This window comes from Pseudomonas sp. Tn43 (assembly GCF_014192635.1).
Lineage (GTDB): Bacteria > Pseudomonadota > Gammaproteobacteria > Pseudomonadales > Pseudomonadaceae > Aquipseudomonas.
Genome location: NZ_JACHYG010000028.1, coordinates 1 through 2,170 on the forward strand (window position 1 = coordinate 1; position 2,170 = coordinate 2,170).

A 2,170-nucleotide genomic window follows, 5' to 3' on the forward strand; every position below is an offset into this window, starting at 1 on the left:
TATCGGAGACGTCGCTGGTGATGTTCTCGCCGAGCACTTGCGGCTGCTTGCCTTCGTGGACGATTTCCAGCAGCAGCCAGAGGTCGTTCCACTCGTCGCGCGGGTGATCGCTGAGGGCCATGAAGTGGCCGCTGAGCGTAATTTATAGATAAGGTCACACTTCACCGGACCAATACCAAAGCGTGTCGCCCCATTTCGACTCCTTGACGCTTGGCATGATTTCGCCTTGTTGGAAGTGGCGTCTTGAGTTGGCTTGAGCCGGGGTGAACCAATAGCCCGTTTTGCTGCAGGCTTCGCCAGCAACAATACGATTAATCTGGGAACCAATATCACCCTTATAGTTTCGAGCGTACTCGACCAATGCTTTCGGATACACCATATGGTCTATTTTACTGTCATCTATGCCATACAAGAAGGCAACTGCACCAGCTTCAAAGGCCCAGTAACCCACGTAAATTCCTTCATCCCCTTGAAGGTGAGTGTCGTGCCAAGGAGCTTGCTTGAAGGCTGGATACCATTGTTGGCAATATTTTTTCAGAAGTTTTGGTTGCTCTTCTTTGTCATCGCTATAAATTGCTTGAATAAGTAACGTGTATACGTCGTGATACCATTCATCTACATCGTGCCGATTAGGCATCACCTTGTTCAGTAAGGCCTCATAAAGCGTATCGTCACTCGCATATCCTGCGCCATCAATGAGCTTGACAAAGCGTGGGAGTAAGTCGGTCCGGTGTAAAAGTATACACAGGCTGATCACCTGGACTGCTTCTTCATATTGGTTTGGCCCGTCGTCTATTGCCAGTGGCGATATATTCGGGATGCCCTGATATTCGGCCAGGGCTTTTTGGCGGATTTCGTACTTTTTCACTAGTTCCTCAAGGAGAGGAATAAGGGTCTCTATATTCTCACCGGCAGTGTAGGTGGCAAGTAACTTGTCTAAAGAGAGTGTCTGAAAATATTTGGCGCGCTGAGAGGCTTCCTCTAAAGCAGAGTCAGATTTGAATTTGTTTACTTTAAAGAATTCGATTAACTCGTCATGTTCTCTGAGGAAATTCTCATAATGTTTTTGGCTGAAAAATTTTTGCCGTATATTCATAGTGTCATGCCTCAACCTTTAAAGTATTCAATGCGCCATGCTTTTTGGTCAGAGACTTTTTGCGCTTATTCACAAACGCTTTAACCTCTGTCTCATTGTAATGAAAGGCTTTGTGAATGTGGTGCTCGCTTTCATTTGCATTATTTATTCTGGCCTCAGCATGCTCTTTAGGGCTGGAGCTCGGGTGGTAGAGTGGGGAATAAAATAAATGTCGACTGTAAGACGCTTCTACTTGGGCGGCGAGTATTCGATTGCCGACCGCTTTTTGAAGATTACTTAGTATCCATTCCACGCTCATCTGTACGAGTACGTCTTTGGATTTAGTAGTACTGGTTTTTGAGCTTTTTGAAGGTAGTTTTTTTGATCTGCCGGTGTTCTTGGTGCTTGGGCTATTTTTACTACTGGCATCTTGCTCGCTTTCGATGGGTTCAAGCAGCGTGCTTGGATCGCCCAATCCTGATACACCTAACTTAGAGCCAACACCAGGTTTGCGCATGTTGTTCAGTTTACGCATGAATTTTGGCGCATCCTCGTCACGGCTTGCCTTAGCCTCAACAATGGCAAATTTCTCGCCTCCATTGTTGGAAGGGTTGGCTCGCCAAACTGCATCTATCCCCGTTCCATTTGCGCCATCAGACAGTTTGTAGAGAACGTGTTTTGCCTTGGGGCTTCCACCTGCGGAGAGTTTCCCCGTTTTACTCGCACTAGGTACACCCTCCAACCACTTCCCATCCGCCCCCTTATCATGCCCATCCCAATCCTTACCCCAACCAAACTCCACCGCGCAGATGTAATCGGCAATATGCTCCCCACTAACCCCCAGCCCTTCATTCAAAATGCTGGCTGGCGCCTGTAGGCCTACTTTGGAGGCTTCAACCTGGTTGGAATGTGTGCCGCTCGCACCGTCGGTTCCCTTTGCCGCAACAGCCGAGTCTTTGTTTGCGGGCTTTTCCGCTTTTTTGGGGTGACTTGACCCGGAAAGAGGCCGCAGAGCTATTGCGCTGCATCCCTTTCCATTTAACCAGCCGCTTCTCAACAATCCCCACCATGGCTGGCATGTTGTCGCGAGAGGTG

The 2,170-nt window shown here is 48.3% G+C and carries 1 protein-coding gene and 2 pseudogenes; all 3 read right to left on the minus strand.

Annotated elements, in window-relative coordinates; genetic code table 11:
- A pseudogene (locus tag FHW68_RS27625) lies at window positions 1-136 on the minus strand (hypothetical protein); the annotation flags it as partial.
- Between the two features lie 18 nt (window positions 137-154).
- Window positions 155-1,096: a PoNe immunity protein domain-containing protein gene (locus FHW68_RS27025; protein ID WP_183683963.1), complete on the minus strand. Its 942-nt coding sequence runs from the start codon at window positions 1,094-1,096 to the stop codon at window positions 155-157.
- A gap of 4 nt (window positions 1,097-1,100) precedes the next feature.
- Window positions 1,101-2,170 (minus strand): annotated as a pseudogene (locus FHW68_RS27030) (hypothetical protein); the annotation flags it as partial.